This is a genomic window from Bradyrhizobium frederickii (assembly GCF_004570865.1).
Taxonomy (GTDB): Bacteria; Pseudomonadota; Alphaproteobacteria; order Rhizobiales; family Xanthobacteraceae; genus Bradyrhizobium; species Bradyrhizobium frederickii.
The window spans coordinates 46739-72646 of the sequence record NZ_SPQS01000004.1 but is presented as its reverse complement, the minus strand read 5'-3'; the positions used below and the strand labels follow the sequence as shown (position 1 = coordinate 72646).

Here is a 25908-nt window from a genome sequence, read left to right as displayed (position 1 = left end):
TATTTGTTCCAGGTTCGCAATATGTTCTTTTTGGAATTTGGCCGCTGGCCGCGTTTCTGCCCTACCCCGGGTTGAATTCGGGACGTCCTAATTCCCGGTGAGGTGGCTCGTCGTAAGCCAGCAGCCCCACAACGTAGATCCAGCATTCTGGCCGGAAATGGTGAACGTTCCGCGGGCGCGGTTGCGGCCCGATCCTGGTCGATCAGCCGGCTCCGCCGCGCGCCTTGTGCGCACAACTGAACAGACGCCGTTCCGTTTATGGATCCTAATCCATCATCACCCCGCGCGGGACCGCGGCGACGATCGATGATGAGAACCCCGATTGCGCTCCCGCCTTCCGCGCACGGACAGGATCGTGCCATGCTCAAGCGGCGACGTTTCAAGCAACAATTGACCCTTCAAGACCGGCTCTCCGCATGGGTGAAGCAGGTCAAGGAGGACGCCGCCAGCCTGCCTCCCGGCCCCGAACGGGACGCCCTCCTCAAGAAGGCGCGCCAGGCTGAGTTGGCAAATCATCTGCACGACTGGGTCAAATCCCCCGGGCTGGAACCGCCGAAATAGCGGCGCGGCCGCAATATCCCTCCCCGACCGAAGCTGACGCGCGTCGAAGATGCATGCCTGGTCGTCATAATTCCGCAATCCTGCGGCACCGAACCTTTTCGCGGTCTCAGGCCTTCTCCAGGATGAGACCGCAACTCTGGGGATCTCTGTCATGACGGACAACAAGCACCGCGAAACGATCGGGCGCAAACCTCTGCCGGAGACGGCGCATGAGGAGATGATGAAGTTCGAGCGCAAGGAAAACGAGTTCCGCAAGAAGGACCGCGAAGAGCGCGCCAGCGAGCTCCATCTTCCCCTGAATGAAATCAAGATCCATTAGGGCCAGCGCAGGGGCCGGCTTTGGAACCGACAACGATCCGCCGGCGCTCTCTTTGGCCGCCGGTCGGGATCGACTGACCCGCGACGGCGCGACATCGCGGGGGGGACGGGTCCCGCATGGCCTCCGGGCGAGTCGCGAGCTATAGAGGTATCTAAACACCTCCATCAGGCCACTGAAAGAACAACAGAATTTCCATGCGGCCTACTGTGCATGGGGTTGTTTTCCAGTTTTGAGAGTGGCGGCATGCCGTGCCCGCGATCGCGGCAGGCACGAGTGCCGGCAGTGCCTGGCTTACAGCAGCGCCAGCAGCACGAGGCCGATCACCAGCACCACGAAGCCAGCCGCTGTCGCGGCGGCGAACGACCGCTCTACGTTATCCATGATGCCACCCCGTAGTCGGCGTGCCACGTTTCCCCCATGGCCGCGCCGAACGGTCTGGAATCTTGCCGACCTGTGTGACCGCAGTTGTGCGAACGGATGTCGAAATTGGGACCGGTGCGGGGCCAGTCTGCGGCCTCAGCCACGGGGCGTGGAAACCTGCCGCCTGTCAGGCTGCCGTAAGCGGAGCCGGCTAGGATGACGCGGCTATGGTGTTGCAGCCCAGCACCTCAGCCTCCAACAACTCGCTGCCCCGCTTGGCTCTCCCCAAGCGGGGCTTTTTCATGCCTGGCTGCCGGCTCGCGGATCCCTCTCCTCGCGGGTCAGACGCAGCGCGAAGGCGCGGATCGCGGGCGCCGCCAGGACCACGATCGGCAGCATCGCGGCCCAGGCGATCAGCCACGACGCCATCCAGTGACCGACGAAGATCGCCGCGCTGCCCGCGGGCCAGCTGGCGATCCCGGCCGCGATCAGCGAAGTCAGTCCGGACTGGATGATCCCGAAGACGAAATGACTGTAGCGGCGGGGAATGCCGAGCATGACGGACCCATGTTGCTTGCCGTCATCAGGGCAAGCAAGGCACATGCCGCCGCGCGCATCGGCAACGTTGGCAGGAGCCGGCCTGCGTCGCGTATCGCGCGGCGCAACACCCGCAAACGGATGCAGCCCAGGAACTCTGTTCTTGGTCGGAGAACCACGGGGTAACTGTCCGTCAACCAACAGATTTTCCTTGCCGTGGGAATATGAGGACGGCCAACTTGTTTGCGATCTTGGAAGTGAATCGTGGGAGGTCACCATGAATCACAGGGGCATCGAATTCACCGTCGCCAAGACGGCGATTCCCGGAATCTGGCAATGGCAGTTCCGCATCGGCGATCAGATCAAGACGGGCAAGACCGAGACGAAAATCGATCTGCTCGCGATCCGGCGCGTGCAGCTGCGGATCGATCGGGAGCTGAAGCGATCGGCGGGGCAACGGCCTGAACCGGCCGGATAGCGCCTCGCTGATCGCGCGGGGGCGTGTGCACCGCACCGGCGCGGCTGGCAGGCCCCTCGCGGCGGCATCATCCGTAGCCGCCCGGAATTGATCTGACGCTGGTTTGGGATTGGACTGCGCGCGCCCGTGGCCTTGGGGGCGAGGCCGTCACGCGCGATCGGTGCCAGCCATGCCGCTCTATTTCTTTCGTATCCGGAATGGCCGTTATTCCGGCTGCGCCGACCAGGCGACGGAATTCGCCGATCGCGATTCGGCCTGGAAAGAGATGACCAATGTCTGCGCCGACATGACCGCCGGCATTGCCCGCAAGCTCCAGGAAAATTCCGAATGGCACATGGAGCTGCTGGACGAGGCCAAGGAGCCGGTATTCCGGATCCGCATCGTCGCCGAAACCCTCGACTAGCAAGAGCCCCTCGAGCAGGCAGGCTTCAGTCCGCGCTGGGCAGCCGCCGCATGGTGAATTCGATGTCGCCGCCGGGCAGTTCGCGCCAGGTCTCGACCGCGCTCATATAGCCGGCCTTGGGATAGCGGGCGAAGAAGGCCTGGGCCCGTTCCCGCGCCGCCGCGCGCGGCAGCGTGAAGGTCTCGCGCAGAAAGCCGTCGCCGATCGTTTGGCCGGGCTTGCCAGGCGCCTTGCGCCGGCGCGCCATCCGCTCGGCGAGATCCCGCGGACGATCGGCCATGTCCTGTCCTCCTCTACGCACTACGCTCAGAGGTAAATGTAGGGCGTGGGCCGGCCGAAGAGGAGTCCTGTCCGAAGGCCTGTGCCGCCCCCGGACGAAGCTGTCGTCAGTTGGCGGCCGTGCCGCTCTTGGTCTTCTTCGGCGCGCTGGTTGCGGCCGATGCCTTCGGCGCCGCCGGCTGCTTCGGCGGATCGGCGCGCATGCCGCCCCAGGGATCACTGGACGACTTGGAATCCGGGATCTTCTTCAGCGTTTCCTTGTAGGCCTTCTCGCGCTCGGCCTCGACCGCCTTCTCCTCCGGCGTCTTGCTCGGGCCGTCCTGCATCAAATTGATATTGGGCAATTGCGCATAGGCAGGTCCCGCCAGCGCTGCCAGCAGCACCGCCGCCATACGGAAAAGCTTCATCGTCTACTCCTTGATCATCCATGAGGCAGGGATCGCCCGCGCCGGGGCCGTTCGGTGCCGCTAGAGCCGATCCGACCGGCACGATTTGGGCCCATGCAGCCAATCGTCCCAGATCGGGCCACATCTGGTGCACCCGCTCAGCGCGAGGCCGAGCGCGATCATACCAAAGACGAGGACACACCGACGCAACATCATCCACCCGTTCCCAAGCGAGGCATCATACCGGGCCAAGTCAGGCATTTTCAAGCCGACGGGACCGCCGCGAGACCGGGTGACTTTGCTGCGCCGATGCGCTCACAATGGGACGAAACATCCGGCAATACAGGAGAGCGCGACAGCAATGCAAAGGCAGCCAGACGCCGAATTCGGCCTCCCCGACGCCAGACGCATCCTCGGCGAGGTTTTTGCGCCCTGGGTCCAGGATCTCAACCTCGCGGTCGAGCGCCTCGAGCACGCGCAGCCGGCGGACCAGCCGGACTGGCAGCCGGGCGCACTCCTGCGCATGCCGTTTTCGGAGCGATTGTGCCGCAACGGCGGCGTGGTCTGCGGCCAGGCCCTGATGGCGCTTGCCGACACCGCGATGGTGATCGCGATCCTTGCGGCCAATCGCGGCTATCGTCCGATGACGACGGTCGACCAGACCACGCATTTCATGCGCGCGGTGTCCTCGTCGGACGTACTGGCGGACGCGCGCGTGGTGCGGCTCGGGCGCACCATGAGCTTTGGCCGCGTCACGCTGCTCTCGGCGACCGACAACAAGCCGGCCGCGATGGTGTCCAGCGCTTTCGCGATGTTGCCGGGCTGATCGAAAAAGCGAGAGCCGCGTGAGCGCAAAGCGCAGCGCGGCTCTCCATCACGATCGCATCGAGGCAGCAGACATCGAGGTAGGAGACATCGAGGCAGGAGACCCAGGCGCGACCGCAATCGCGCTTCGGTCCGCGCGCATCGCGTTACTTGCCGAGCACTTCGTCAGCCGCCGTGACGATGCTGGCTGTCGGATTCTTTCCGCAATAGGCACCAAACTTCTTGGCGTTCGCGATGAACACGTCGGTGTCGATGATCGCGTTGTCCTCGTCGCCCTTGTACCAGCCATCCATCCAGGTCAGCACGACCTGGATATTGTCTTCGCCGCTCTCGAGGAACTGCTTGCAGCTCATGGTCGAAAGGTCCCATTTGACGGCGTGGGCGGGCATCGACGACAGCGAGAGCGCAACGGCGAACAGAAGCGAAAGCGTGGTCTTCATCGGAATCTCCATCGGCGCCGTAACGCCATAAAAGAAAGGCTTGCAGGGAAATCGGCGGAGAGGCTCTCCGCTCGAACGTCGTAAACGAAGTCTGAAGCGCCGTGCGAGCAGCGCCGATATTGAGTTTAGTTCAACGTAATTTCTATGCATTACTCCATAATCTCTATGCATTACTCCATAATCATCGTGATGGACCGACGCCGATGATCGAGAAACGTACAGCGCAGCGTCACCGTGTTTTCAAGGGTGGAACGATCACCTTCGAAAACAACGGCATCGCCTGCACGGTGCGGAACATGTCGGCCGGCGGCGCGGCGATCGACCTCGACGCTCCCGTCACGTTGCCGCAATCGTTCACGCTCTCGATCGCGCGCGACGAGTTCGTACGGAATTGTCGCACAGTTTGGCGCAGTGACAAGCGCGTCGGCCTCGCCTTTGTGCAATAGCGCGCGCGATGTGAACGAGCGTTCGCATCGCATCCACAAGGCGATGATGATTGCGCGGCACAAACTAGCCCGCAATCGCGGAATAGCAAATGCCGCGGGTTCTAGGGCTTGTGGAGGCCTCAGCAAATCTTGATCGGCAAGGACTTCGGCGGACCGCATTCGTGCCTATCTGTTGGCCCGCAGGGGACTTTCACGGATGTTACGGATCATTGCTCATGCGGCGCTGCTCGCCGGCGCGCTCGCGCTCGGTGCCTGCGGCTTTGCCGACAGCCGCGCGCCGGTGCCTGAGTTCATGCGCATGAAGGAGGCCGAGCAACCGCCGCCCGAAGCGCCTCCCGACGTCAAGCGTGTGGTGCGCGAGCAGATCGATGTGGTTTTCCTCGCCACCTCCTATCCGCGCGAGGTGCACGTCGCCCCGCCCCATCGCGAGCTGCGCGGACCGGGCTGGACCGCCTGCGTCCGCGCGCAGCTCACCTCCGCAACCGGCACCTCGCTGGGCGCCCAGACCTACATCGTGACGATCAACGGCGGGAAGGTCGTGGACCGCCGGCGGGCGGAAGCCGACGACATCTGCGGGACCGAGACATACGAGCCGGCCTAAAACATGATCCGGAAAAGTGCGCAGCGGTTTTCCGAAAAGATCATGCCTAAACAACAACCTAAGGCGCGACGACGAATCATCCTAATGCATCGCGCTTTAGGAACCGTCGCGACCCGCCGGTTCCGGGAAAAACGCGCATCGCGGCGGGGAACGATCGCCGCCTCCCCTTCTTGTTACCGCCGAGGGCAGTTTCGAGGAGGACATGATGAAGACATTTACGATTGCGCTGTTGGCGGGCGTGGGCGCCTTGGCAGCCGTCACGGGGGCGAAGGCTTCCGATATCTACACGACCAGCGAGTACACCAATCCGGATCTCGTTCAGCAGGTGCGGCTCGTCTGCGATGACGCCGGCCGTTGCTATCGCACGCGCAGCGGTTCGCGCGTGATCGTGCGGGATTCCTACAACTACATGCCGCGCGAACGCTATTACGAGCGCCGCACCTATCATCGCGATTGGGATGACGGGCCGCGCGCCGGCGTCGGCATTCGCGCGCCTGGCGTCAGCGTCGGCGTGGGCGTCGACGACCGCTGGTAATCCGCGAAGGCTTGATGGTTCGGGACCGGACGAGACTATTCGCCCGGTCCCGTTCGTATGCCCCCGACTACGAGGCGACCGACGTCATGCGGCGGTCGATTGCTGCTGGAACTGCTCGTACGCCGCGATCGCATCCGCAGCGTACATCAGCGAGGGGCCCCCGCCCATGTAGACGGCCATGCCGAGCGTCTCCTCGATCTCTTCGCGGCTCGCGCCGAGCTTGACGAGCGCCTCGACGTGAAAGCCGATGCAGCCGTCGCAATGTGCGGCGACGCCGAGCGCCAGCGCCATCAGTTCCTTGGTCTTCTTGTCCAGCGCGCCGTCGCGCGTGGCGGCCTGAGCGAGTAAGGCAAATCCCTTCATGGTGTCGGGAATGTCGCTCCGCAGCTTCTTCAGGTTGGCCGAGATGTTCCTCGTGATGTCGACGTAGTTCTTGTCCATTGGACCCTCGTTAGCTGGATTTGGCGGTGGTCGGAGCCTCACGCGGCGCGCGCAAGGCGATGTAGATCGCGGGAATCACCAGCACGGTGAGCAGCGTTGACGAGGCCAGCCCGAACAGCAGCGAGATCGCCAATCCCTGGAAGATCGGATCGAGCAGGATGGTCGCGGCCCCGATCATGGCCGCAAGCGCGGTGAGCAGGATCGGCTTGAAGCGGACCGCGCCGGCCTCCAGCACCACCTCGCGCAGCGACTTGCCGTCCCCGCCGCTGTGCCTGATGAAGTCGACCAGCAGGATCGAGTTGCGCACGATGATGCCGGCGAGCGCGATGAAGCCGATCATCGAGGTCGCGGTGAACGGCGCACCCAGCAGCCAGTGCCCGATCAGGATGCCGATCAGCGTCAGCGGAATCGGCGTCAGGATGACGAGCGGCAGACGGAAGCTCCCGAACTGGGCGACGACCAGCACGTAGATGCCGAGGATGGCCGCGCCGAAGGCGGCACCCATGTCGCGGAAGGTCACCCAGGTGATCTCCCATTCGCCGTCCCACAGCAGCGTGGGGCGCGACTCGTCCGATGGCTGGCCGTGCAGGCTGATCGCCGGCTTCGGCAGCTTGCCCCAGTCATGGGCATCCACACGATCGGCAACCGCGAGCATGCCGTAGAGCGGCGCCTCGAAGCGCCCGGCGAGCTCGGCCATCACCATGTCGGCGAAGCGGCCGTCGCGGCGGAAGATGGTCGGCGAGCCCTCCTCCATGGTCGCCTTGACGACCTGACCGAGCTCGACCACCGTCTTGCTGCCGGGCAAGGTGTTGGCCGGCACCGGCGTCGAGGCCAGCGCCTCGTCCCAGACCAGATCGCGCTTTCCGAGATGCACCGCGATCTCGATCGGGTTACGGTCCTCGCCGCGATGCGAATAGCCGATCGAGGTGCCGCCGAACAGCGCCTGGATCGTGTCGTAGACGTCGCGCTGCTCGACGCCGAAGAATTCGAGCCGGTCCTGGTCGATCGAGAGCCGCAGCCGTGGCCGCTTCTCGCCGATGGAATCGTCGATGTCGACGATGAAAGGCACTTCCGCGAAGACCTTCTTGAGCTCCGCCGCGACCGCACGGCGCGTGGTCGCATCGGGACCGTAGACCTCGACGAGCAGCGTCGACAGCACCGGCGGCCCGGGCGGCACTTCGACCACCTTGATGCTGGTGCCCGCGGGTGGATCAAGCGCCTTCAGCTTCTCGCGCAGCTCGAGCGCGATCTCATGGCTGGCGCGCTTGCGCTCGCCGCGCGCAGCCAGATTGACCTGCACTTCGCCGAGCTCGGGCCTCTGGCGCAAATAATAGTGCCGCACCAGGCCGTTGAAATTGAACGGCGCCGGCGTGCCGGCATAGGATTGCAGCGAGGTGACCTCCGGCAATTGCCGCGCGATCGCGGCCGCGCCGAACAGCGTACGCTCGGTCGCCTCCAGGCTCGCGCCTTCCGGCAGGTCGACGACCACGGCGATCTCGGACTTGTTGTCGAACGGCAGAAGCTTGACCGTCACCGACTTGGTCGCAAACAGCGTCATCGACAGCAGCGTCGCGATGCCGACGCCGAGCAGGAAGATCCAGGCCGACCGCTTGCTCCGCACGATCGGCGTGGCGAAACGCCGGTAGAGCCGGCCGAGCCGGCCTTCGTCGTGCTCCGCGTGCGCTGAGGCAACCTCGCCCCTCGGCGCGAGCTTGAGCATCAGCCAGGGCGCGACCACCATCGCGACGAAGAACGAGAACAGCATGGCGGCCGACGCGTTGGCCGGGATCGGCGCCATATAGGGGCCCATCAGGCCCGACACGAACAACATCGGCAGCAGCGCGGCGACCACGGTCAGCGTCGCGACGATGGTGGGGTTGCCGACCTCCGCCACCGCCTCGATGGTGGCCTGCAGGCGCGGCCGGCCGTCGCGCATGCCCCAGTGCCGCGCGATGTTCTCGACGACGACGATGGCGTCGTCGACGAGAATGCCTATGGAGAAGATCAGCGCGAACAGGCTGACGCGGTTGATCGTGTAGCCCATCAAATTGGCGGCGAACATCGTCAACAGGATTGTCGTGGGAATCACGACGAACGTCACCAGCGCCTCGCGCCAGCCGATCGCGATCGCGATCAGGACGACGATCGAGACGGTCGCAAGGCCGAGGTGGAACAGCAGCTCGTTGGCCTTCTCGTTGGCGGTCTCGCCGTAATCGCGCGTCACCGTCACCTGGACGTCCTCGGGGATCAGGCGCGACTTCAATCCTTCGAGGCGCCCCGCGATATTCTCGGACACGACGACCGCATTGGCGCCGGCCCGCTTGGCCAGCGCGAGGCTGACGGCGGGCGTGCGCGCCCACTGCCCGGCGGCCCCGCGCGAATCCGTCCAGACGCGATGCTCGATGGTGCTCGGACCGACGACGACGGAGGCGACGTCCTTGACATAGACTGGCCGGCCGTCGCGGCTCGTGATCAGCAATAGTCCGATGTCGGGAATGCCGGATAGCGTCTGCCCCGCCGCGACGCCTCGCACGATGCCGGCATCGCGAACCTGCCCAGCCAGGAACGAGCGGTTGGCGTCCTTGACCTTGGCCACGAGCTGCTGAAGCGTGACGCCGAACAGCGACAGCTTCTCCGGATCGGGCTCGACCCGGATCTGTTGCGCGGCGCCGCCGGATATGTAGGTCAGACCGATATCGTCGACCTTCATCAGCTCCGCGCGCAGCTTGTCGGCGAGCTCGTACAGATCCTTGTCGGTCCAGCGGCTGGCAACCTCCGGCTTCGGCGACAGCGTCAACACCGTCACCGCGACGTCATTGATGCCCCGCCCGACGATCAGCGGTTCTGGGATGCCGACGGGAATGCGGTCGAGGTTGGCGCGGATCTTCTCGTGCACCCGCAGGATGGCATCCTCGAACTTGGTGCCGACCAGGAAGCGCGCGGTGACCATCACGCGATCGTCCTCGGTCTGGCTGTAGACGTGCTCGACGCCGTCGATGCCCTTGACGATCGATTCCAGCGGCTTGCTCACCAGCTCCACCGCGTCGGGCGCGCGCAGGCCGTCGGCATTGACGCGGATATCCACCATGGGAACGCTGATCTGCGGCTCCTCCTCGCGTGGGATCGCCACGACGGCGATCAGCCCCACGACCAGCGCCCCGATCAGGAACAGCGGGGTCAGCGGCGATGCGATGGTCGACCGGGTCAACCGTCCTGACAGTCCGAGATTCACGGCTGCACCAATTGGTCGCCGGCCTGGATGCCCGACAGGATTTCGAGGCCGTCGGGAAGCGAAGGCGTCGGCATGTCGCGGCCGCGCTGCACCGGCACGTCGACCGTCTCGTCGCCTTTCCGGAGCCGGACATAGTCGATGCCGAACCGCGTCGTCACATAGCCCGAAGGGATGACGAAAGCCGTTCGCGTTCCCGCGGCGACCCAGACCCGCAAGCGGTCGCCGACGAAATATTCGCCGAGCCCCTCGACCGTCGCATCCGCGATGACGCGCCCCTCCTCGATCTGAGGATAGACGAGGTCGATCACGCCCCATTTCGAGGCCTCTCCCGCCAGCTCCGCGCCATCGACGCGGACCTTGTCGCCGGCCTTGAGGAAGCGCGCGTGGCGCTCCGGCACGCGCAGCCGCAGCTTGAAATTCTGCTGGGCGACGGTCACGATCGGATCGCCCGCGAGCACAACGGATCCCACGGTGATCAGCCTCTTCAGCACACGACCGTCTGCCGGCGCGAGCACCTGTCCCTGGTTGAGCTGCTCGTTGATGACGGCACGCTCCGCGGTCCTGGCGCGCAGGCCGTTGTCGGCGACGTTGAGCGCCGTGCGCTGCTCGTCCAGCTTGATCCGCGGCAGGATACCGCGCTCGACCAGCCCCTCGGTTCGGGTGAAGTCGAGTTGCGCCTGGTTGGCCTGCGCCTGCAGCGCCTCGATCTGGGCGTCCAGCGATTTCATCTGAAGAACGAGCTTCTCGTCGCCGATGGCCGCGATGACCTGGCCGGCGGTGACGCGATCGCCTTCCCGCACCTCAAGTTGAACGACGGTTCCACCGATGCGGCCGCGGGCGGGAACCACGCTGATGCTCTCGACGGTCGCGAAGACGGCCTTCTCGTCGGCGACGGTCTGCTGCGCAACGGAGAGCGTTCCCGCAGCGGCAGCGTGCCCCACCGGTACTCCGATCGCCGCCCACGCGGCGATAAGTCCCAGGCGCGTCAGATATTGCAAGGGACACATCCGTGTCGTCATCGGGTTCATCACACCGCGCCGCGGTGCCCTCTCATTTCATCGACGTCGGGCGAAGGCGCGTTGATCTCGCGCAAGGCGCACCTGCCCGCATTCTCCTAGGCTTCACTTCGTCCTTTTGGACTTCGGCGCGCAAAACACCTGGTAAAGCGTCTTCAGGATCTCGCGCGCCGGCTCGCTGGCGATCGAATAGAATATCGTCTGCGCATCGCGCCTGGATGCGACCAGGCCATCCTTGCGAAGGAGCGCAAGATGCTGGGAGACCGTGGAGTCGCGCAGGCTGAGGAACTCGGCCAGCTCGCCGACCGACCGCTCGCCGTCAATCAGCTGGCAGATGATCAGCAGACGGTGACGGTTCGACAGCGCCTTGAGCAACTCGCTCGCCTGATCCGCCGCCCGCTCCATGACCTGACTATTTATTTTCATACTTGCGTATATACGCAATTACGAATATATCGTCAAGCGCTGCATGACGGCCGGAACTTAACCGGCGGAGCGGCCTGGTCCAACGGAGGATACCCATGGCGGAAGTTGTCGTAATCGGAGCCGGTCTGAGCGGAACGCTGATGGCCTATGAATTGCTGCCCCAGTTGCGAAAGGAGGACCGCCTCAGCGTCATCTCGCAAGGCGCGGTCTATCATTTCGTGCCCTCGAATCCGTGGGTGGCCGTCGGCTGGCGCAAGCGCGAAGAGATCGAGATCGATCTCGCCGATGTCATGAAACGCAAGGGCGTGCGGCTGCTGACGCAGGGCGCAAAGCGCGTCCACCCCGAGGAGAACCGTGTCGAGCTCGGTGACGGCACGTCGATCGACTATGATTATCTGGTCGTCGCGACCGGTCCCGAGCTGGCGTTCGACGAGATTCCGGGTCTCGGGCCGCAGGGCCATACCCAGTCGATCTGCCACGTCGATCACGCCGCGCATGCCCGTGACGCCCTCGAGAAGCTCGCGGCCAATCCTGGCCCGGTCGTGATCGGCGCTGTCCAGGGCGCCTCCTGCTTCGGCCCGGCCTACGAGTTTCTCTTCATCCTCGAGACCGAACTGCGCCGGCGGAAGCTGCGCGACCGGGTGCCGATGACGTTCGTCACCTCGGAGCCGTATATCGGCCATCTCGGTCTCGATGGCGTCGGTGACACCAAGGGTCTCCTGGAAAGCGAGATGCGCGAGAAGCACATCAAATGGATCACCAACGCCCGCGTCGACAATGTCGCCCCCGGCGTGATGTCGGTGGAGGAATTTGCCGACGACGGCACGTCTCGCAAGGCTCATGAGCTGCCATTCGCCTATTCGATGATGCTGCCCGCCTTTCGCGGCGTCGAAGCGGTGCGCGGCATCGAGAAGCTGACCAATCCGCGCGGCTTCGTCATCGTCGACAAGCATCAGCAGAACCCGGCCTTTCCCAATATCTTTGCAGTCGGCGTCTGCGTTGCGATCGCGCCGGTCGGCGCGACGCCCGTGCCGGTGGGCGTGCCCAAGACCGGCTTCATGATCGAATCCATGGTGACGGCGACCGCGATCAACATCGGCGCCCTGCTCCGCGGCAAGGTACCGACGGCGCAGCCAACCTGGAACGCGATCTGCCTCGCCGACTTCGGCGATTCCGGCGTCGCCTTCCTCGCGCAGCCGCAGATCCCGCCGCGCAACGTCAATTGGTCCTCCAAGGGCGAATGGGTGCACTTCGCCAAGGTCGCCTTCGAGAAATACTTCCTGCGCAAGATGCGGCGCGGCGAGAGCGAGCCGTTCTACGAGCGCTTCCTGCTCGACAGGCTGAACATCGCCAAGATCAAGGAGGTCCGAACCGGCACATGAGCACGACACGCCAGATCGTCTGCGGACATTGCGGGCGCATCAACCGCCTGCCCGCCGAGCGCGCACCGGACAGTGCGCGCTGCGGCGCCTGTCACCAGCCGATGTTCACCGGCCAGCCGATCGAGGTGGACGAAGCCGCTTTCGGCCGTCATGTCGCCAGCAACGACATTCCCGTGCTCGTCGACGTCTGGGCGCCATGGTGCGGGCCCTGCCGTGCCATGGCCCCGATGTTCGCGCGCGCGGCGCAACAGCTCGAGCCCGGCGTGCGGCTGTTGAAGCTGAATTCAGACAACGCACCCGCCTTGTCGTCGCGGCTGAGCGTCAGCGGCATTCCGACGCTGCTGCTGATGCGCGGCGGCCGCGAGATCGCCCGCCATTCCGGCGCGATGGATGCGCGCAGCATCGTTGCCTGGACCGAAGCCAATCTGACCCGTTCGTAACGTCGCAAGATCAAAAAAGGAGCCTGCCATGAATGTCGATAAAGCCGTCCTCGCGTTTGCGGGATTCGTCGTCCTGCTCGGTCTCGCACTGGGCACCTATGTGAATGCGTATTGGTATCTGCTGACGGCGTTTGCCGGGCTGAACATGTTGCAGGCCTCGTTCACCGGCTTCTGCCCGGCGGCGATCGTATTCAGGAAGCTGGGCCTGAGCAGCGGCTGCGCGTTCTCCTGAACGCGCAGATACAGCCTGTGATGCGGGGGAATTTGCCATGACCGACGACACCTTCATCGAGGGGCCTCTCTACGAGAAGCGTAGAAAGGTCTATCCGCAGTCGGTCCACGGGCCGTTCCGCCGCATCAAATGGGCGATCCTCTGCGTCACGCTCGGGATCTATTATCTCCTGCCGTTCGTGCGCTGGAATCGCGGCCCCGGCCTGCCCGATCAGGCCGTGCTGATCGATCTGCCGCATCGCCGCTTCTATTTCTTCTTCATCGAGCTGTGGCCGCAGGAGGTGTATTATTTCACCGGCCTGCTCATCCTCGCGGCGATGATGCTGTTTCTGATGAACGCGGTCGCGGGGCGATTGTGGTGCGGTTATCTGTGCCCACAGACGGTGTGGACCGACCTGTTCTATGCGGTCGAGCGCTGGGTCGAGGGCGACCGGCGCGAGCGCATGCAGGGCGACAAGCGCTACTGGACGTTCGACCACATCCGAAAGGTCGCGCTGAAGCATTTCCTCTGGATCATGATCGCCTGGTGGACCGGCGGCGCCTGGGTGCTCTATTTCGACGATGCGCCGACGCTGGTGAAGGAGCTCGCGACCTTCCAGGCTCCGTTCATCGCCTATCTCTGGATCGGCATCCTGACGGCAACGACCTACGTCTTCGCCGGCCACGCCCGTGAGCAGATGTGCATCTACATGTGCCCGTGGCCGCGCATCCAGGCGGCCTTGACCGACGAATGGGCACTCAACGTCACCTATCGCCGCGACCGCGGCGAGCCGCGCATGTCGGTGAAGAAGGCAGAGGCTGCCCGCGCCCATGGCGATTTCGCCGGCGATTGCGTCGATTGCCACCAGTGCATCAATGTCTGCCCGACGGGCGTCGACATCCGACACGGCATCCAGCTCGGCTGCATCCAGTGCGGCCTATGCATCGACGCCTGCGACAACGTCATGAGCGAGATCGGCCGGCCCAAGGGTCTGATCGGCTATGACACCGACATCAACATGCAGCGCCGGCGCGAGGGCAAGCCGCCGATCTATCGCATCGTCCGCGCGCGGACGGTGATCTACGCCGCGGCGATCGCCATCGTCGGCAGCATCATGCTGTACACGCTCGCCACGCGCGCGACCATGGACGTCAACGTGCTGCACGAGCGCAATCCGTTGTTCGTCCAGCTGTCGGATGGCGGGGTCCGCAACGATTACACCGTGCGCATTCTCAACAAGGGCGCACAGCGATCGTTCGCGATCGAGGTCTCCGGGCTGCCCGGCGCAGCCATTCGCGTTGCCGGCATCGAGGCCGCGCCCGATGGCAAGCCCGTCGTCGAGGTCGGGCAGGACCAGACCCGCGAGGTCCGGCTGTCGGTGCAGGTCGGGCCCGCCGACCTGCCGAAGACCTCGCGCGATCTCGAGGTCACGATCACCGATACCGCCAGCGGTGGCCGGGCGAGCGCCCGCGACCATTTCTTGCCCGGCGACAAGTAGGGTCCGCATTGAGCATCCGGCAACGTATGCTCAATGAGACGTTAACATTACCGTTCGAATTGAGACGGCGCGCCAACGGTATTTTCCAATCTTTGCGCTAAGCATGGCCCCGTGACGCAGGCTTTGCCCGCGTGAACGGGACGAGGGGACGTGGTCGACATCGCGCAGCAGGCAGCGCTCCATCCGGCATCTGCAAAAGACGCCGCGACCGCGCGCGTCCCGCTCACGGCGATCGACCCCGGCCAGTGGCGCGCCCTCGCGCAGCGGGCGATCGAGCCGAACGGGTATTACCTGCCCGCCTGGGCGCTTGCCGTCAGCGCCACCGCGCGGAGCCGCACCAACGCCTCTGCATTGCCTGCATTCGCCAAGACTTCGTCGCGGCTGATCGGACTGATGCCGGTGATCTCGCTGTGGCGGGCGTGCAAGATTCCTCTGCCCGCGCTGGTGAGCGCGCACCCCTACGGCACGTTGTGCAGCCCGCTGATCGATCGCGACGCTCCGATCGAGGCAGCCACGCATGTGTTGCAGCAGGCGCGCAAGGCCGGCGCGCATGCGCTCGTGCTGAACGATGTCGCGCTCGACGGCGCTGCGATGAATGCGCTCAAGCAGGCCTTGAGCCGCGACGGACTGAAGCCGCGCATCCTGTCCTCCTACCTCCGCGCCAGCCTCGACGCGACGCAGGACGACGAAACGCTGCTGCGCGAGGCGCTCGGCAGCAAGAAGCTCAAGGAGCAGCGCCGCCTGCGCCATCGCCTCGAAGAGCACGGCCCCGTCACGTTCGACGTCGCACGCCGGCCCGACGAGATCGGGCCCGCGCTTGAAACGTTCCTGCAGCTCGAGGCCAGCGGCTGGAAAGGCAAGCGCGGCACCGCGCTGGTCCAGCATGCCGGCGATGCGGCCTTCATCCGCCACGCCGTGCCGGCGCTGGCGGAAACCGCGCAGTGCGAGATCATCACGCTTCGCGCCGGCACGACACCGGTGGCGGCCGGCATCGTGCTGCGCCACCAGGATCGCGCCTTCTTCTTCAAGCTCGGCATCGACGAGCGCTTTGCCAGATATTCACCGGGCGTGCAGCTCACGCTCGAGCTCACCCGTCATCTCTGCGCCGATCCCGCCATCGCCAGCGCCGATTCCACCGCGAGCGCCGATCATCCCATGATCAACCCGATCTGGCGGGGACGTTTCGCAGTCGGCGACGTGCTGGTCCCGCTGCGGCGGCACGATCCGGTCGTGGCGCTCATTCACGGAGCGTTGCTCGGCCGCAACGCCGCGTATGTGACCGCGCGAGGCCTAATCCGCCGCCTGCGCAAATAAGCGAAGACTATTCCGCCGCCTGCGCGTTGATCTCCGCCGAGACCTGGCGGATGGCGCGCGCGAGCAGGTTCGGATCCTGCGCGCCGGAGACCGCGTATTTCTGCGCGAAGACATAGGTCGGCACGCCGGAGATGCCCTTCTCGGCGGCCTCCTGGGCGTCCGCCGAGACGCGCGCGACGTCCTCGTCGGTGGCAAGGCGCCTGCGCACGTCGTCGGCATCGAGGCCGATATCGGCGGCCGCCTGCACCAGCACGTTCACATCGGTGAGATCGCCGCCGTCGCGGAAATACAGCTCCATCAGGCGCTGCTTCATCTCCGGCGCCTTGCCAATCGCTTCCGCCCACAGGATGAGACGATGGCAGTCGGTGGTGTTGGGTTGACGCGCGACCAGCTCGGGCTTGTAGACGAGGCCCTCCTCGCTGGCGGCCGCAACGACGCGCCCCGCGATGCCCTTATAGGCCTCGACCGAGCCGAACTTCTGGGTGAGATAGGCCTCGCGGCTGATGCCCTCGCGCGGCACCCAGGGATTGAGGAAGAAGGGACGGAAATTGAGCTTGACCGGGACATCAGGAACGAGCGCCAGCGCGCTCTCGATCCGGTGCTTGCCGATATAGCACCAGGGGCACACCACGTCGGAGACGACGTCGATCTGGAGCGGTTTCAGCGTGCTCATGTCAGGCGCCTCCTTCGGGCGGGGTCACGGGTTCGCCGGAAGATAAGCCGAACCGGGGACGGCGCAAGGCACCCCTCCTGCATGGCTCACGACTGCACCTCTGCGGTTATTGTGACGGCTCCGGCCCGCCGGGATACTCGCGGCCACGATCAAGCCTGGGATCAGGAAGGGAGACCGCGATGAGCGCCATTTTCAAGCCGGAAGGCCATCAGTTCCGGGCCACGGAGCATGCCGGCGGGCCGTGGTCGCCGGACATGTTGCAGGGTAGCGCCACGACTGCCCTGATGGCCCGCGAGGTCGAGCGTCTTGCCGTCGATTCCGGCTTTGCGGTGCGGCGCCTGACCTTCGATTTGTGGCGACCGGCGGGCCTGCGTGCCTTCACGACCGTCGCCGAATTGCTGCGCGACGGCCGCAAGGCGAAGACCTTGCAGGTGCGGCTGATGGACGGCGAAACCGAGATCGGCCGCTGTACGGCGCTGCTGACCGCGCCGAGCGGAGAATCGCCCGCCGATCCTTTCGCAAGGGCCGCGGCGGCCGACAAGGCGCCCGAGGCGGGTGTGCCGCCGCCGGCCTTCGCACAGAAATGGAGCCGCTATTTCCAGAACGTCACGGTCCGGCTGATCGAGGGCGCGCTGGAGAAGCCGGGACCGGCGGCTGCCTGGATGCGGCTCGATGCGCCGCTGGTCGAGGGCGAGCCGAACACGCCGCTGCTGCAGGCGGTGCAGGCCGCGGACTTTTCCAGCGGCGTCGCTCAGATCGTCGACATGCGCGACTGGACCTTCATCAACCCCGAGATCAGCCTCTATTTCTTCCGCCCGCCGGAGGGCGAATGGATCCTGATCCGCGCCGCCACGCGCGTCGGCGCCAACGGTGCCGGCCTCACCTCGGCGACATTGAGCGACCGCAAGGGCCCGTTTGCCGAGGTGATGCAGGCCATGAGCTTCGAGCGGCGCGACGCCGCGCAAGCTCAGGCGTCCTGAGCCGCAAGCGCGACCAGGGCGGCCTCGGACGCGGCGTCCGCCGGCATGAACATCTCGACGCGAAGCTCCTGCAGCGTCACGTCCTGCGGCGTGCCGAGCGTCAGGACCGCGCCGATCAGGCCGATGCCGACATCGCCCTTGCGCAGGCGCACCTCGCAGAGCGGCCCTGGAACGGCGTGATCGCCGATCCCGACCGCGGGGAGCTCCGGCAGCCGCATCAATTCACGCCAGGTCGATTGCAAGGCCTCGTCGAGCGGCGCGGCCATCGCTTCATGGCGCGCCCGCGCCAGCAGCGCCGCCGCGACGCCCGGCCAGTTCTCGACGAACGGCTTGAGCTCGTTCGGCGCGAGGAACATCCGCATGTGGTTGAGCGGCCGCTGCATGCGCTCAGCGCCAAGCAGCATGGTCATCAGGCGCGTTGCGGCGGCATTGGCCTGCTTCACGTTCCAGCGCCGATCGGTAACGATCGCGGGAAACGGCTCGTGCCGCCGGAGCAGAAGATCGATGGCACGTCGCGCGTCGGCAAGCTCGGGCGCGGCGAGATCGCGCTCGCCAAATTGCCGGGCGAAGCCGCCGGCCTCGAGCAGGGCATTGCGGTCGCGCAGCGACAAATCGAGAGCGGATGCAAGCTGCAGCAGAATGTCCCGGCTTGCTGCCGCCTTGCCGGTCTCGACATAGCTCAGATGCTTGATCGAGATGCCGGCCTCGAACGCCAAGTCCGCCTGGCTCAAGCTGCGTCGCGTGCGCCAGCCGCGCAGGAGATCGCCGACAGGGTTGGCCGGCCGCAAGCGCCGGAACGCGCGTGTATCCATCCCGAGGATTATGTGGGGGCGGCTACCGTCTGTAAACGCCGCTATGACAGCCTGGCCGCCATCTGCTTGAGCCGTTCGGCGGTGCGCTCGTCCGCCGGGAAGAAGGTTTCCAGCGCCAGCTCCGACAGCGTGATGTCGACCGGCGTGCCGAAAACCATGGTGGTGGAGAAGAAGCTCAGGATCTCGCCCTCGTGGCGCAGCTTGAAGGGGATCGCGACATTGTCGCTCGACAGTGGCCCCGCGCGCGCCGGAATCGGATAGCTCTTGAGGTCGTTGTAGAGCTTGATCAGCTCGGGGTCCGCGGTCGCCTCGCATTGCCGGTGCAGCCGCTCCAGGAGGTGCCCGCACCACTCCGCGAGGTTGACCGTGCGCGGCGCCAGCGCCTCGGGATGGAAGGCGAGGCGCAGCACGTTGACGGGCTGGCCGAGCAGCCGCTGGGGAATGCCGTCGAGCAGCGGCGCCACCATGCGGTTGGCCGACACCAGGTTCCAGTGCCGGTCCACTGCGAGCGCGGGATTGGGCTCATGGGCTTTGAGCACGAGATCGATGGCCTGGCGGGCTGATTTCAAGGCAGGATCCTCCAGGGGCCGCTGCTGGAATGCCGGCGCATAGCCGGCCGCGACCAGCAGCACGTTGCGCTCGCGCAGGGGCACGTCGAGGCGTTCGGCGAGCCTCAGCACCATGTCGCGCGAGGGCGCGGCGCGGCCGGTCTCGACGAAGCTTAAGTGACGCGCCGAAATTTCGGCTTCGCCCGCGAGATCGAGCTGGCTCATGCGGCGGCGCTGCCGCCATTCGCGCAAATGGTCGCCGATATGGACCGGTTGGCTGCGTTCGGTACGTGCCGTGGATGCATGTGCGTTCATGACCGAAAATCTAGCATGCGAATTTCGGTGCTTCCATTACCACCGAGGTAATCGAATTGGGGAGCCGGCGCGTGCATCTTCGGTTCAATAGGAGATGACCATGATCGCGCTGCTGCTCTACCGGACCATCGCCGACCACCTTGTTCCCTGGGCCATGGCGCTCGCGACCCGCATGCTGGCGCGCAGCCTCAACATGCCCGAGCCGCTGGTGCATTCGACCGGCGATTACGTGGTCGCACAGGTCATCGCCTTCGAGCACGGCGTCGGCAGAAGCCTCTGCCCCTACCGTCTCGCCCGCCGGCTCCGCGCCTGGTGGCGCGGACGGCAGTGAACTCGACCTCACCCCCCAAGCAAGGAGACCGACCATGATCGTTGCATCCACTTTCCTCCGCCGCGCCCTGCTGGCCGATGCCGTCTTCAGCGGCGTCGCCGCCCTCGGCTTCGCCTTCGGCGCGAGCACGTTCGCTGCGCTGTTCAACCTGCCCGAGGCGCTGCTGCGCGAGACCGGCCTGTTCCTGATCGCCTACGCCGCGCTGGTCGGCTGGCTCGCTTCGCGCGCCGCCGTGGCGAAGGCGCTCGTGCTGCTGGTCGTGGTCGGCAACGCGGCCTGGACCGTCGGCAGCATCGCGCTACTGCTCTCCGGCGCGGTGTCGCCGAACCTCGCCGGCCAGCTCATGGTCGTTGCGCAGGCGATCGCCACGGGCGTGTTCGCAGAGTTGCAATATGTGGGATTGCGGAGGAGCGGGAGCGTGGCGGCGGCGTGAGGCCAAGTCACCGTCAAGTCACCGTCATTCCGGGTCTGGTGCTCGCGCACCAGCCCGGAATCTCGAGATTCCGGGCTCGATGCTGCGCATCGCTCCGGAATGACACCTGACGATGCGCTCCTTCTTAGCATACCAGCGGAGCTGGAAGCGCAGGCTACGCCCGCGCACCGGCCTTGCCGACGGCGTGACCGTTGAGCTTCTTCTTTTTGGCGGCCTTGTTCTCAAGGCCCTTCGCGCCCGCCTTCTCGGCCTTGCGCTCGCTGCGCGCCTTCACCTTGGCACGTTCGGCCCGCGCCTCGGCGCGCAGCTTCTTGCGCTTCTTCTCGCAGGAATCGCACTTGCAGCCGATCGGCTTCAGATAGGCTTTGAAATAATCGGTGCCGTAATCGTAGTTGATCTCGTCGCCCGGCTCGATGTTCTTGATGGCGCGGATGAACACCTTGCGCTCGCGCGGCCGGACGTCGGACTCGGCGTTGGGCCGGCAGGAATGATTGATGTAGCGGGCGAGATTCTTGCGCACCGACCCGTCGATGGTCCAGCGGCCGTTGAGCTCGAACAGGTACTTGTTCTCGATCTCGTCGTGCGCTGGAATCCGCGAATCCAGGATCGGTCCGAAATAGCGGATGATCCTTGTGCCTTTCTTGATCGGCTTGGTGGCGAAGAGGCCGAGTCCGGTCTTGGAGCGGCCGACACGATAAGGTTTGTTCGAGATGGCTGGCATGATCGAGAGAATGAGGACGCGAACGAGGCGGGAGAAGCCCAAGCGAAGCCGCTCTTCTAGAACGATTCCGCGGCGCTGTCAGGTATATCCCGTCGCAGTTTGAACCTTGCCCACAATCAAGACGTCTGATGGGACGAAGTTCCCACTCCCTCGAGGCCTCATGATGAACCACGCCAGCACAGGTCTTGCCGTCTTGATGACCTGCATCGGCCTGAACAGCGCCGAGGCCCAATCCGTGGGCAGCATCTACACCTCGACGGCGCCGAAAGATTGCAGCCAGATCGGTAGAGCCAGCGAGCTCGACGGCAGTACCGCGCGGGCATGTCCGGGCATGAACGGCCTCCTGGTGCTGATTGCCGAGGACGATCTTCGCGAAATCGTCTCGGTCGGCCGCAATCGCAAGCAAGCCGCCGAGGAACCGGCGGCCAAGGCCCGGTTCGCGCCGTTCAATTCGTCGGAGACCACGATCGAATGGCGCGCGGTGGGCGCAAAGCCGTTTGCGATCATCCAGCGCTGGCACATTGCCGACAACAGCGATCCCGACAAGCAGGGACGGCCGAATACCAAAGCCATGCTGGTCGTGACCCGGCTGCCGCCCGGCCCGGTCTGCCACGTCGCCTATGTCGATGCGATCGCCAATCCCACTGCCAATGAGCTTGCGCGCAAGGCCGCGGACGATTTCGCCCGTGGCTTCGCCTGCGGCAAGGACGAGGTGAAGATCATCGGCACGCGCGGCCGCGCCGTCGAGCTTGCGACGATGCGCTAGGCACCCCAAACGGCGCTATACGGGATGCTTCGGGGACACGGGCGCGGTCAGCATCGCCTCAAGCAGGCGTTCGGCCGTGGTCCCCTCGGGCAACCGCTCGAGGATGTCCTCGAGACGTCCGTCGAGCAGCAGCATGGTGAAGCCGTGCACCATCGACCAGGCGCGTGCGATGGCGGCGCCCTGGTTCAGCGTCAGCGCGTCGCCGCTGATTTGCTCCTGCCGCATCATGCCGACGGCATTGGCAAGCCCGGCAAAAGAGGCCTCTGCCGCCTCGTGCAGTGCGGGCCTGGAATAATCCAGCCGCTCGGTGCGAAACATGATGCCGTACATCCCGGGATGGGCCTGCGCATAGGCGACATAGGCCTTCGGGCGCGCCAGCGCGGCTTCGAGAGGCGTGGTGGCGGCATCGCAGGACGCGGCCATCGCTGCGTTGAACTGGCAGAAGCCGACCGCCGCAAGCTCGCTCAGAAGCCCGGTGAGATCGCCGAAATGATGGGTGGGCGCGGCGTGCGAAACGCCCGCCTCGCGTGCCACCGCGCGTAGTGTGAGGCCCGCGAGCCCGTCGCGTTCCAGCACCCGTTCGGCGGCCTGGAGCAGCGCCTCGCGCAAGGCGCCGTGATGGTATGGCGCCTCAGTCTTCGCGTTCGTGGTCCGGCGTGCCGGACGCGATGCCGCGGTCGACGTCGTTTTTCTGGAGGCACGCGGCCTTCGTGCGGCTTCGCTCTTGGTGTCGGTCTTGATCATTTGCAAGCTATATGACGCAATATTGACAGTGTAAAGATTTCGCTTGACCGGATTGGCAATCGACGCTATTTGATCTTTACGATGTAAAGATACGGAGGATATGCCCGTGCAGCACGACGCCATCGCCGAGCGCCGGAACAATATCGCGCCGATCCCGTTCGAGGCGGACGCGCCATTCCTGACGATCATCGGCGAATTGCCGCAGGATCTGAACGGCACGCTCTATCGCAACGGTCCCAATCCGCAGTTCTCTTCGCCCGGCGCGCATTGGTTCGTCGGCGACGGCATGCTGCACGCCTTCCACCTCGAGAACGGCCGCGCCAGCTACCGCAACCGCTGGGTCCGCACGCCGAAATGGCTTGCCGAGCACGACGCCGGCCGCGCTTTGTTCGGCGGCTTCGGCCGCAAGCTGCCGGATGCGCCGGCTGATCTCACCGACGGCGGCGTCGCCAACACCAATATCATCTTCCATGCCGGCAAGCTGCTCGCGCTGGAAGAGGCGCATCTACCGACCGAGATCGAGCCGGGCACGCTGGCGACGCGCGGCTATCACAATTATCAGGGCCGCGTCGCCGGCAGTTTCACCGCGCATCCGAAGATCGATCCCATCACCGGCGAGCTCGTGTTCTTCGGCTACAACGCCGCCGGGCCGTTGACCTCTGCCCTCTCCTACGGCTCGATCGATGCCTCCGGCAAGGCGACTCGCTTCGAGCGGTTCGAGGCGCCCTATGCCAGCATGGTGCACGACTTCATCGTCACCGCGAACCATGTGCTGTTTCCGATCCTCCCCATTACCGGCAGCATGGAGCGCGCAATGAGCGGGCGGCCGCCCTACGCCTGGGAGCCGGACAAGGGCGCCTATGTCGGCGTGATGAAGCGCAGCGGCGCGGCAAAGGACATCGTCTGGTTCCGTGCCGAAGCCTGCTACGTCTTCCACGTCATGAACGCGTGGGAGGACGACAATCGCATCGTCGCGGACGTCATGCAGTTCGAGGAAGCGCCGCTGTTTCCGCATCCCGACGGTCGGCCGACCGATCCGGAGAAGTCGCGCGCCCGGCACTGCCGCTGGACGTTCGACCTCTCAGGCAATACCGACCGCTTCCAGCAGACCTACCTTGACGATCTCACCGGCGAATTCCCCCGCATCGACGACCGCCGCGCCGGGCTGAAGAACCGTCACGGCTGGTACGCCTGCGCCAATCCGAAACTGCCGATGTTCGGCGCGCTCTCCGGCGTCGTCCATGTCGACGGCAACGGAAGGCGGCTCGGCCATTATCTGCTGCCCGCCGGCGACACCATCTCCGAGCCTGTGTTCGTCGAGCGATCGAAGGATGCGACCGAGGGCGACGGCTGGCTGCTCGCAGTGATCTGGCGGGCGCGAGAGAACCGCAGCGACCTCGCGGTGTTCAACGCCACCGATGTCGAGGCGGGTCCCGTCGCGCTGGTGCAGCTCGGCCACCGCGTGCCCGATGGCTTTCACGGCAATTGGGTGGGCGCGCAGTAGCGCCCGTCATTCCGGGGCGCCCCGAAGCCGCAGCACGGACGTGTCACCAAGGAGGCACCGCATGCAGATGCCCGCAATTACCCCCGACCTCCTTGCCGTCCTCGCACTGCTCTGCGCCGTGGCTGCCCTCCATATGATCCGGCTGTGGCGGAGCGGCCAGGTCATCTTCAACGGCGGCATCCTGCTCGCCCTCGGCCTCGCGATCGCCTGCGCGCTGCCCGTTTTGTCGCACCTGCCGTGGGCCGAAATCGCCGCAGAGGTGTCCGACCAAGCGACTGCGGCCATTCAGCTTTTACACGCCGCCTACGTTATTTTGACACTGTAAAGATTTCACTTGACCCGGCGGCGCTCCTGAACTATCGATCTTTACATCGTAAAGATTTTCCTGACCGAGGCGGCCCATGGCGATCTTCCTGATCCTCGCGCCCTACGGCGTTTTCACCTTTCTGATGATGGTGACGTCAGCCGCCTGGAGCGTGTTCGCGGCCTCCGCGATCTGCCTCGCAACCGTCGCGATCGATGTCGTGCGCGGCCGCTCGGTGAAGACCCTGCCCGCGGGCTCGGCGGTCGTGTTCGCCGCCATCGGGCTCTACCTCGCGCTACTCGATCCGCAGTTCGGCACGCTCGGCGTCAAGCTGGCGGTTGACATCGGCATCTTCGTCATCTCGCTCGGCTCGATGCTGGTCCGCCGTCCTTTCACGCTGCAATATGCGCTGGAAGCGGTGCCGGCCGAGACCGCGGCGATGCCCGGCTTTCTCCATGCCAATTACGTCATCACCGGCGCCTGGACCGTCGCCGTGCTGTTGATGGCGGCCGCCAATCTCGTGCTGATCTACGTCCCCGGCCTACCGCTCTGGTCGAGCCTTGCCGTCGCCTTCGCCGCTCGGAACAGCGCGGTTTACTTCACAAAATGGTATCCCGAGTATCGCCAGATCAAGTACGGTACGCCGGCCCGCGCATTGCCGAACGCCCGCTGAACAGGATTGACGATGAAGGACGTATTCGCCCGCCTCGCCTCCGATCTCTTCTCCGCCATCCTCTTCCTGGTCATCTATCTCGTCACCGACAACGTCATCCTGGCGACGTCGGTGGCGATCGCCGGCGCGGTCGCGCAGGTGATCCACGCGCGCATCAAGGGGCAGCAACTCAATTACATGACGTATGCGAGCCTCGCGCTCGTCGTCGGCCTCGGCACGATCACGCTGCTGACCAACGATCCCCGCTTCATGATGGCCAAGCCTTCGATCGCGCATTTCGCGATCGGCCTCATCATGCTCAAGCGCGGCTGGATGCTGCGCTACATGCCGCCGATGGTCGTCGAGACCGTTCCGGAATATGTGACGGCTGCGGGCTATGCCTGGGCCGCGCTGATGTTCGTGCTCGGCGCCGGCATGATCGTCGTCGCCTCCACCGGCGATCTGAAGCTTTGGGCGTTCTACCTCACGGTCGTCGCCGGCGGCGCCAAGATCCTGGCCTTTGCCCTGCAATACGTCGTTCTCAGGCTCATCGTCACCAGCCGCCGGCGCGCCGCCGCCCGCGCCTAAATGCCCTATTCGGGCGTTAGGCAGGAGCTGCGAGTTGGGTTATAGGCTCGCTCGGGACTGACCGCGGATCGTCGCGGTCCGCCGGGATTTGTTCGGGAGACGGGAATGGCCGTAGACGGCAACTGGAATCTGACCATGACGACGCCGATGGGCGAACGCCAGGCGACGCTGAGCCTGAAGGCCGCGGGCGGCACGCTCACGGGCACGCAGGGCGCGGAAGGCAATACCGCCGAGATTTTCGACGGCACCGTCTCCGGCGACAATGTGTCCTGGAAGGTCTCGATCGACAAACCGATGCCGCTCACGCTGGAATTCACCGGCACCGTCTCCGGCGACGGCATGAGCGGCGAGATGGGCATCGGCCCGATGGGCAGCTTCCCGTTCACGGGCGCGCGCGCGTAAGGCCG

At 65.3% G+C, this 25908-nt stretch carries 35 protein-coding genes; 22 read left to right on the top strand and 13 right to left on the bottom strand.

The genetic code is table 11. The annotated features are described in order from the left end of the window. Positions 1-360: 360 nt before the first annotated feature. Positions 361-561, top strand: coding sequence for a hypothetical protein (locus tag E4K64_RS08150; protein ID WP_135163062.1), 201 nt, complete (start codon positions 361-363; stop codon positions 559-561). Between the two features lie 151 nt (positions 562-712). Then, positions 713-880, top strand: a complete 168-nt coding sequence (locus E4K64_RS40205) for a hypothetical protein (RefSeq protein ID WP_167771880.1) — start codon at positions 713-715, stop codon at positions 878-880. Between the two features lie 660 nt (positions 881-1540). Here the strand turns inward: E4K64_RS40205 and E4K64_RS08145 are convergent. Next, entirely contained in the window at positions 1541-1798 is a 258-nt protein-coding gene (locus E4K64_RS08145; protein ID WP_167771879.1) for a DUF2798 domain-containing protein, read from the bottom strand. A gap of 256 nt (positions 1799-2054) precedes the next feature. Between E4K64_RS08145 and E4K64_RS08140 the strand changes: the two genes are divergently transcribed. Next, positions 2055-2255 (top strand): hypothetical protein, encoded by a 201-nt coding sequence (locus tag E4K64_RS08140; RefSeq protein ID WP_126260947.1) that lies wholly within the window; start codon positions 2055-2057, stop codon positions 2253-2255. A 169-nt stretch (positions 2256-2424) separates the two neighbouring features. Beyond that, a complete protein-coding gene (locus tag E4K64_RS08135) occupies positions 2425-2658 on the top strand; it encodes a DUF6894 family protein (RefSeq protein ID WP_018316629.1) in 234 nt (77 codons plus the stop codon). A gap of 25 nt (positions 2659-2683) precedes the next feature. Here E4K64_RS08135 and E4K64_RS08130 read toward each other — a convergent pair whose 3' ends face one another. Both E4K64_RS08130 and E4K64_RS08125 read right to left on the bottom strand, forming a co-directional pair. Continuing rightward, entirely contained in the window at positions 2684-2938 is a 255-nt protein-coding gene (locus E4K64_RS08130; RefSeq protein ID WP_135163060.1) for a hypothetical protein, read from the bottom strand. 106 nt (positions 2939-3044) lie between these two features. Continuing rightward, positions 3045-3344 (bottom strand): hypothetical protein, encoded by a 300-nt coding sequence (locus E4K64_RS08125; RefSeq protein WP_135163059.1) that lies wholly within the window; start codon positions 3342-3344, stop codon positions 3045-3047. Between the two features lie 340 nt (positions 3345-3684). Between E4K64_RS08125 and E4K64_RS08115 the strand changes: the two genes are divergently transcribed. Beyond that, the gene (locus E4K64_RS08115) at positions 3685-4149 is read left to right on the top strand and encodes a PaaI family thioesterase (RefSeq protein ID WP_126260830.1); all 465 of its coding nucleotides are present in this window, start codon (positions 3685-3687) and stop codon (positions 4147-4149) included. Positions 4150-4294: 145 nt separating this feature from the next. On the opposite strand, the gene E4K64_RS08110 is transcribed toward E4K64_RS08115, so the two are convergent. Further along, positions 4295-4588 carry an HdeA family protein gene (locus tag E4K64_RS08110; protein ID WP_167771878.1) on the bottom strand — a complete coding sequence of 98 codons (294 nt, stop codon included), beginning with the start codon at positions 4586-4588 and terminating at the stop codon, positions 4295-4297. A 119-nt stretch (positions 4589-4707) separates the two neighbouring features. Between E4K64_RS08110 and E4K64_RS08105 the strand changes: the two genes are divergently transcribed. From E4K64_RS08105 to E4K64_RS08095, 3 genes are all read left to right on the top strand, one after another. Further along, positions 4708-5034: a PilZ domain-containing protein gene (locus E4K64_RS08105; protein WP_235884600.1), complete on the top strand. Its 327-nt coding sequence runs from the start codon at positions 4708-4710 to the stop codon at positions 5032-5034. A gap of 196 nt (positions 5035-5230) precedes the next feature. Further along, complete coding sequence (locus tag E4K64_RS08100) at positions 5231-5635, top strand: hypothetical protein (RefSeq protein ID WP_135163056.1); 405 nt, start codon at positions 5231-5233, stop codon at positions 5633-5635. Between the two features lie 202 nt (positions 5636-5837). After that, a complete protein-coding gene (locus E4K64_RS08095) occupies positions 5838-6170 on the top strand; it encodes a hypothetical protein (protein WP_135163055.1) in 333 nt (110 codons plus the stop codon). An 84-nt stretch (positions 6171-6254) separates the two neighbouring features. Here E4K64_RS08095 and E4K64_RS08090 read toward each other — a convergent pair whose 3' ends face one another. The 4 genes from E4K64_RS08090 to E4K64_RS08075 all read right to left on the bottom strand — a co-directional run bounded on the left by E4K64_RS08090 (position 6255) and on the right by E4K64_RS08075 (position 11285). Continuing rightward, positions 6255-6611: a carboxymuconolactone decarboxylase family protein gene (locus tag E4K64_RS08090; protein ID WP_135163054.1), complete on the bottom strand. Its 357-nt coding sequence runs from the start codon at positions 6609-6611 to the stop codon at positions 6255-6257. Positions 6612-6621: 10 nt separating this feature from the next. Next, a complete protein-coding gene (locus E4K64_RS08085; RefSeq protein WP_135163053.1) occupies positions 6622-9843 on the bottom strand; it encodes an efflux RND transporter permease subunit in 3222 nt (1073 codons plus the stop codon). Next, positions 9840-10850 carry an efflux RND transporter periplasmic adaptor subunit gene (locus tag E4K64_RS08080; protein WP_135163317.1) on the bottom strand — a complete coding sequence of 337 codons (1011 nt, stop codon included), beginning with the start codon at positions 10848-10850 and terminating at the stop codon, positions 9840-9842. Before E4K64_RS08080 ends, E4K64_RS08085 begins: the two co-directional genes overlap by 4 nt. Positions 10851-10964: 114 nt before the next feature. Then, complete coding sequence (locus E4K64_RS08075) at positions 10965-11285, bottom strand: ArsR/SmtB family transcription factor (RefSeq protein ID WP_135163052.1); 321 nt, start codon at positions 11283-11285, stop codon at positions 10965-10967. A 95-nt stretch (positions 11286-11380) separates the two neighbouring features. Here E4K64_RS08075 and E4K64_RS08070 point away from each other — a divergent pair, with 95 nt between their 5' ends. From E4K64_RS08070 to E4K64_RS08050, 5 genes are all read left to right on the top strand, one after another. Beyond that, positions 11381-12667 (top strand): NAD(P)/FAD-dependent oxidoreductase, encoded by a 1287-nt coding sequence (locus tag E4K64_RS08070; protein ID WP_135163051.1) that lies wholly within the window; start codon positions 11381-11383, stop codon positions 12665-12667. Beyond that, positions 12664-13107: a thioredoxin TrxC gene (gene trxC / locus E4K64_RS08065; protein WP_135163050.1), complete on the top strand. Its 444-nt coding sequence runs from the start codon at positions 12664-12666 to the stop codon at positions 13105-13107. Before E4K64_RS08070 ends, trxC begins: the two co-directional genes overlap by 4 nt. A 28-nt stretch (positions 13108-13135) precedes the next feature. Then, positions 13136-13339 carry a YgaP family membrane protein gene (locus E4K64_RS08060; RefSeq protein WP_028181089.1) on the top strand — a complete coding sequence of 68 codons (204 nt, stop codon included), beginning with the start codon at positions 13136-13138 and terminating at the stop codon, positions 13337-13339. Between the two features lie 37 nt (positions 13340-13376). Next, positions 13377-14816: a cytochrome c oxidase accessory protein CcoG gene (ccoG, locus tag E4K64_RS08055; protein ID WP_135163049.1), complete on the top strand. Its 1440-nt coding sequence runs from the start codon at positions 13377-13379 to the stop codon at positions 14814-14816. Positions 14817-14966: 150 nt separating this feature from the next. Beyond that, positions 14967-16130 carry a GNAT family N-acetyltransferase gene (locus E4K64_RS08050; protein ID WP_135163048.1) on the top strand — a complete coding sequence of 388 codons (1164 nt, stop codon included), beginning with the start codon at positions 14967-14969 and terminating at the stop codon, positions 16128-16130. Positions 16131-16137: 7 nt separating this feature from the next. On the opposite strand, the gene E4K64_RS08045 is transcribed toward E4K64_RS08050, so the two are convergent. Further along, positions 16138-16803, bottom strand: a complete 666-nt coding sequence (locus E4K64_RS08045; protein ID WP_135163047.1) for a DsbA family oxidoreductase — start codon at positions 16801-16803, stop codon at positions 16138-16140. Between the two features lie 179 nt (positions 16804-16982). Here E4K64_RS08045 and E4K64_RS08040 point away from each other — a divergent pair, with 179 nt between their 5' ends. Next, entirely contained in the window at positions 16983-17783 is an 801-nt protein-coding gene (locus E4K64_RS08040) for a thioesterase family protein (protein ID WP_135163046.1), read from the top strand. Here the strand turns inward: E4K64_RS08040 and E4K64_RS08035 are convergent. Together E4K64_RS08035 and E4K64_RS08030 are read right to left on the bottom strand one after the other, a co-directional pair. Beyond that, positions 17771-18595: a helix-turn-helix domain-containing protein gene (locus tag E4K64_RS08035; protein WP_135163045.1), complete on the bottom strand. Its 825-nt coding sequence runs from the start codon at positions 18593-18595 to the stop codon at positions 17771-17773. The two genes, E4K64_RS08040 and E4K64_RS08035, sit on opposite strands and share 13 nt — an antisense overlap. A gap of 41 nt (positions 18596-18636) precedes the next feature. Beyond that, the gene (locus tag E4K64_RS08030; RefSeq protein ID WP_135163044.1) at positions 18637-19458 is read right to left on the bottom strand and encodes a helix-turn-helix domain-containing protein; all 822 of its coding nucleotides are present in this window, start codon (positions 19456-19458) and stop codon (positions 18637-18639) included. A gap of 100 nt (positions 19459-19558) precedes the next feature. Between E4K64_RS08030 and E4K64_RS08025 the strand changes: the two genes are divergently transcribed. After that, positions 19559-19789 (top strand): hypothetical protein, encoded by a 231-nt coding sequence (locus tag E4K64_RS08025; protein WP_209311949.1) that lies wholly within the window; start codon positions 19559-19561, stop codon positions 19787-19789. A gap of 34 nt (positions 19790-19823) precedes the next feature. After that, positions 19824-20222 (top strand): hypothetical protein, encoded by a 399-nt coding sequence (locus tag E4K64_RS08020; RefSeq protein ID WP_135163042.1) that lies wholly within the window; start codon positions 19824-19826, stop codon positions 20220-20222. Positions 20223-20376: 154 nt separating this feature from the next. On the opposite strand, the gene E4K64_RS08015 is transcribed toward E4K64_RS08020, so the two are convergent. Further along, entirely contained in the window at positions 20377-20943 is a 567-nt protein-coding gene (locus E4K64_RS08015) for an SET domain-containing protein (protein WP_135163316.1), read from the bottom strand. Between the two features lie 163 nt (positions 20944-21106). Here E4K64_RS08015 and E4K64_RS08010 point away from each other — a divergent pair, with 163 nt between their 5' ends. Then, entirely contained in the window at positions 21107-21709 is a 603-nt protein-coding gene (locus E4K64_RS08010; RefSeq protein WP_167771877.1) for a hypothetical protein, read from the top strand. Positions 21710-21724: 15 nt separating this feature from the next. Here the strand turns inward: E4K64_RS08010 and E4K64_RS08005 are convergent, their stop codons facing one another. After that, positions 21725-22453: a TetR/AcrR family transcriptional regulator gene (locus E4K64_RS08005; RefSeq protein ID WP_135163040.1), complete on the bottom strand. Its 729-nt coding sequence runs from the start codon at positions 22451-22453 to the stop codon at positions 21725-21727. A gap of 106 nt (positions 22454-22559) precedes the next feature. On the opposite strand from E4K64_RS08005, the gene E4K64_RS08000 reads away from it, so the two are divergent. The 5 genes from E4K64_RS08000 (at position 22560) to E4K64_RS07980 (ending at position 25903) form a co-directional block, all read left to right on the top strand. Continuing rightward, entirely contained in the window at positions 22560-23957 is a 1398-nt protein-coding gene (locus tag E4K64_RS08000) for a carotenoid oxygenase family protein (protein WP_135163039.1), read from the top strand. 61 nt (positions 23958-24018) lie between these two features. Further along, positions 24019-24282, top strand: coding sequence for a hypothetical protein (locus E4K64_RS07995; protein WP_135163038.1), 264 nt, complete (start codon positions 24019-24021; stop codon positions 24280-24282). A 76-nt stretch (positions 24283-24358) separates the two neighbouring features. Next, positions 24359-24934 carry a hypothetical protein gene (locus E4K64_RS07990; protein WP_135163037.1) on the top strand — a complete coding sequence of 192 codons (576 nt, stop codon included), beginning with the start codon at positions 24359-24361 and terminating at the stop codon, positions 24932-24934. A gap of 12 nt (positions 24935-24946) precedes the next feature. Next, on the top strand, positions 24947-25501 hold the full coding sequence (locus E4K64_RS07985; protein ID WP_135163036.1) for an inner membrane-spanning protein YciB: 555 nt from the start codon (positions 24947-24949) through the stop codon (positions 25499-25501). Positions 25502-25606: 105 nt separating this feature from the next. After that, the gene (locus E4K64_RS07980; protein ID WP_135163035.1) at positions 25607-25903 is read left to right on the top strand and encodes a hypothetical protein; all 297 of its coding nucleotides are present in this window, start codon (positions 25607-25609) and stop codon (positions 25901-25903) included. Positions 25904-25908: the final 5 nt, after the last annotated feature.

Coding starts and splice junctions, on each gene's coding strand:
- E4K64_RS08150 (WP_135163062.1), top strand. CDS start 361: ATGCTCAAGCGGCGACGTTTCAAGCAACAATTGACCCTTCAAGACCGG.
- E4K64_RS40205 (WP_167771880.1), top strand. CDS start 713: ATGACGGACAACAAGCACCGCGAAACGATCGGGCGCAAACCTCTGCCG.
- E4K64_RS08145 (WP_167771879.1), bottom strand. CDS start 1,798: ATGCTCGGCATTCCCCGCCGCTACAGTCATTTCGTCTTCGGGATCATC.
- E4K64_RS08140 (WP_126260947.1), top strand. CDS start 2,055: ATGAATCACAGGGGCATCGAATTCACCGTCGCCAAGACGGCGATTCCC.
- E4K64_RS08135 (WP_018316629.1), top strand. CDS start 2,425: ATGCCGCTCTATTTCTTTCGTATCCGGAATGGCCGTTATTCCGGCTGC.
- E4K64_RS08130 (WP_135163060.1), bottom strand. CDS start 2,938: ATGGCCGATCGTCCGCGGGATCTCGCCGAGCGGATGGCGCGCCGGCGC.
- E4K64_RS08125 (WP_135163059.1), bottom strand. CDS start 3,344: ATGAAGCTTTTCCGTATGGCGGCGGTGCTGCTGGCAGCGCTGGCGGGA.
- E4K64_RS08115 (WP_126260830.1), top strand. CDS start 3,685: ATGCAAAGGCAGCCAGACGCCGAATTCGGCCTCCCCGACGCCAGACGC.
- E4K64_RS08110 (WP_167771878.1), bottom strand. CDS start 4,588: ATGAAGACCACGCTTTCGCTTCTGTTCGCCGTTGCGCTCTCGCTGTCG.
- E4K64_RS08100 (WP_135163056.1), top strand. CDS start 5,231: ATGTTACGGATCATTGCTCATGCGGCGCTGCTCGCCGGCGCGCTCGCG.
- E4K64_RS08095 (WP_135163055.1), top strand. CDS start 5,838: ATGATGAAGACATTTACGATTGCGCTGTTGGCGGGCGTGGGCGCCTTG.
- E4K64_RS08090 (WP_135163054.1), bottom strand. CDS start 6,611: ATGGACAAGAACTACGTCGACATCACGAGGAACATCTCGGCCAACCTG.
- E4K64_RS08080 (WP_135163317.1), bottom strand. CDS start 10,850: ATGTGTCCCTTGCAATATCTGACGCGCCTGGGACTTATCGCCGCGTGG.
- E4K64_RS08075 (WP_135163052.1), bottom strand. CDS start 11,285: ATGAAAATAAATAGTCAGGTCATGGAGCGGGCGGCGGATCAGGCGAGC.
- E4K64_RS08070 (WP_135163051.1), top strand. CDS start 11,381: ATGGCGGAAGTTGTCGTAATCGGAGCCGGTCTGAGCGGAACGCTGATG.
- trxC (WP_135163050.1), top strand. CDS start 12,664: ATGAGCACGACACGCCAGATCGTCTGCGGACATTGCGGGCGCATCAAC.
- E4K64_RS08060 (WP_028181089.1), top strand. CDS start 13,136: ATGAATGTCGATAAAGCCGTCCTCGCGTTTGCGGGATTCGTCGTCCTG.
- ccoG (WP_135163049.1), top strand. CDS start 13,377: ATGACCGACGACACCTTCATCGAGGGGCCTCTCTACGAGAAGCGTAGA.
- E4K64_RS08045 (WP_135163047.1), bottom strand. CDS start 16,803: ATGAGCACGCTGAAACCGCTCCAGATCGACGTCGTCTCCGACGTGGTG.
- E4K64_RS08040 (WP_135163046.1), top strand. CDS start 16,983: ATGAGCGCCATTTTCAAGCCGGAAGGCCATCAGTTCCGGGCCACGGAG.
- E4K64_RS08035 (WP_135163045.1), bottom strand. CDS start 18,595: ATGGATACACGCGCGTTCCGGCGCTTGCGGCCGGCCAACCCTGTCGGC.
- E4K64_RS08030 (WP_135163044.1), bottom strand. CDS start 19,458: ATGAACGCACATGCATCCACGGCACGTACCGAACGCAGCCAACCGGTC.
- E4K64_RS08025 (WP_209311949.1), top strand. CDS start 19,559: ATGATCGCGCTGCTGCTCTACCGGACCATCGCCGACCACCTTGTTCCC.
- E4K64_RS08020 (WP_135163042.1), top strand. CDS start 19,824: ATGATCGTTGCATCCACTTTCCTCCGCCGCGCCCTGCTGGCCGATGCC.
- E4K64_RS08015 (WP_135163316.1), bottom strand. CDS start 20,943: ATGCCAGCCATCTCGAACAAACCTTATCGTGTCGGCCGCTCCAAGACC.
- E4K64_RS08010 (WP_167771877.1), top strand. CDS start 21,107: ATGAACCACGCCAGCACAGGTCTTGCCGTCTTGATGACCTGCATCGGC.
- E4K64_RS08005 (WP_135163040.1), bottom strand. CDS start 22,453: ATGATCAAGACCGACACCAAGAGCGAAGCCGCACGAAGGCCGCGTGCC.
- E4K64_RS07995 (WP_135163038.1), top strand. CDS start 24,019: ATGCAGATGCCCGCAATTACCCCCGACCTCCTTGCCGTCCTCGCACTG.
- E4K64_RS07990 (WP_135163037.1), top strand. CDS start 24,359: ATGGCGATCTTCCTGATCCTCGCGCCCTACGGCGTTTTCACCTTTCTG.
- E4K64_RS07985 (WP_135163036.1), top strand. CDS start 24,947: ATGAAGGACGTATTCGCCCGCCTCGCCTCCGATCTCTTCTCCGCCATC.
- E4K64_RS07980 (WP_135163035.1), top strand. CDS start 25,607: ATGGCCGTAGACGGCAACTGGAATCTGACCATGACGACGCCGATGGGC.